At 75.5% G+C, this 1,985-nt stretch carries 1 protein-coding gene and 2 pseudogenes; 1 reads left to right on the plus strand and 2 read right to left on the minus strand.

Annotated elements, in window-relative coordinates; all coding sequences use genetic code 11:
- Positions 1-278: pseudogene (locus EAO73_RS35305) on the plus strand (lipase); the annotation flags it as partial.
- A gap of 58 nt (positions 279-336) precedes the next feature.
- Here EAO73_RS35305 and EAO73_RS35310 read toward each other — a convergent pair.
- Both EAO73_RS35310 and EAO73_RS35315 read right to left on the minus strand, forming a co-directional pair.
- Positions 337-1,530 carry an MFS transporter gene (locus EAO73_RS35310; RefSeq protein WP_147975621.1) on the minus strand — a complete coding sequence of 398 codons (1,194 nt, stop codon included), beginning with the start codon at positions 1,528-1,530 and terminating at the stop codon, positions 337-339.
- Positions 1,531-1,803: 273 nt separating this feature from the next.
- Positions 1,804-1,985, minus strand: a pseudogene (locus tag EAO73_RS35315) (hypothetical protein); the annotation flags it as partial.

Consider the following 1,985-nt stretch of genomic DNA (forward strand, 5'->3'; position numbering starts at 1 on the left):
ACCACGGCACCACGTACGCCGGCGCCTGCCTGATCTACACGACGTGCCAGCAGATGTACCCCGGCTCCTCGTTCATCTCCCAGATCACCTCCGGGGACGAGACCCCGGGCGACACCAAGTACGCCACCTGGTACTCCGCGTGCGACGGGGTCATCCTCCCGTACACCAGCACCCGTCTGAGCGGTGCGACGAACAACAACGTGGTCTGCCAGAACCACATCGGGTACCTGGCGGACACGGTCGTCCTCGGCCAGGTCGCGCGGTTCATCGCCTCCTGACCCCGCGCGACCCGGACGGGTCCGGTTCCCGGCGCCGCGCCGCCGGGGACCGGACCCCTCACGTACGCGGACGGGTGCCGTACAACCGGCCCGAGGCGAGCACCGCCAGCGCCGACGTGGCCGCCGCCGCGACCGCGAAGCCACCCTGGGCGCCGTGGGCGTCCACCACACCCCCTGCCAGGGCCGCCGCACCGGCCGACCCGGCGGCACTCGCCGAGTTCAGCCAGGTGAACGCCTGGGTGAGCGCGGCCGGTTCCACCGCTGCGGTGGTGAGCACCGAGGAGAGGACCAGCACCGGCGGCACCGCCAGGCCGGTCACCGCGAGCGCGATCCCCATCCCGGGCAGGGTGCCGACGGCCGGCAGCGCTGCGCACCCGACCGCCAGCCCGGCCGTGACCAGCCCGAGTTGCGTCTCGGGAGAACCACGCCACCTGCGCAGACCGTAGAGCCAGCCCGCAAGCAGCCCGGCACAGTTCGACGCGGCGTACAGCGGCGCGGCGGCGCCCGCCGCCCCGTGCTCCACCGAGAAGGCCGTCACCGAGACCTGCAGGGCACCGAAGTACAGGCCGAGGCCGAGGTTCACCCCGAACTGGACCGCGAATCCCGCCCGCAGCAACGAGCGCCCCGCGTGACCGCGTTCGGAGGCGGCAGCCGGTGCGGGTGCCGTGCGGCGCTGCGCGGCGAAGGCCAGCCCGCCACCGGCCACCAGGGCCGTGGCCAGGGCCGAGCCGTACGCCGGATCGATGCCCACCCCCACCAGGGCGACCAGAGGGGGCCCGGCCAGAAAGCACACCCCGTTGGCCAGCGACTCCAGCGCGAAGGCGGTGGGCAGGGCCTCGCGCTCGTCCCGGAGCAGCGCCGACCACCGGGCAGCCGAGAGCGCGCCGAGTTGGGGGATCGTGCCGCCCGCCAGCGCCCCGGCCGCCGCGAGCAGGCCGTGCGGTGCGCCGCCCGTGGTGAGGAGCAGCAGCGAGGCCACGGCGGCGGTGTGTGCGAGGAGGACGCCCGGAAGGACCCGGGTCTGGCCGAACCGGTCGACCACACGGGCGACTTGGGGCCCGGCCAGGGCCTCGGCGACGGCGAAGCAGCCGGTGACCAGGCCGGCCACGGCATAGGAGCCGGTGCGGTCGTGCACCAGCCAGATGAGGGCGAGGCCCGTCATGGCGATGCCCATGCGGCCCGCCGTGGCGGTGAGGAAGAAGGCTGTGGCACCCGGGGTGCGGAGCAGCGCGCGATAGGTCGCCGATGACACGGCGCGTCCCTTTCGCTGCCCGGCGGGGCGGACCACACGGGGCCGTCGGCGTCCTGAGCTGCCGGCCCGTGGTCATCGCCTGGAACCGTCCAGTGCTGGCGCGGGGCGGGGACGCGCACCCCACGCCGGCTCCGTCACCGGGCAGTGGTCTCTCGAATGGTTGCGTTGGTGACGGCGGGCCGAGTGCTCCCCGGCCGCCGATGCGGCCGAGCGTAGACGGGGGAGCGGGCCGATTCCAGCCTCACCGGCGACGCGGCCCGCCCCCCTGTCCGCTCAGGCGCGGCTACGACGACGGCGCACCGCCGTGAAGCCCAGGGCGCCCGCCCCCGTCGCGACCAGACCCGCCGCGGCCACCGCCGTCGCCGAGAGACCGCCGCTTCCGGTCTCCGCCAGCTGAGCGGTCATGCCGGACGGGGCCGGGGCCGCGCCGGTGTTCGCCGGGGCGGCCCCGGCCC

The sequence above is a fragment of the Streptomyces sp. col6 genome (genome assembly GCF_008042035.1).
Taxonomy (GTDB): Bacteria; Actinomycetota; Actinomycetes; order Streptomycetales; family Streptomycetaceae; genus Streptomyces.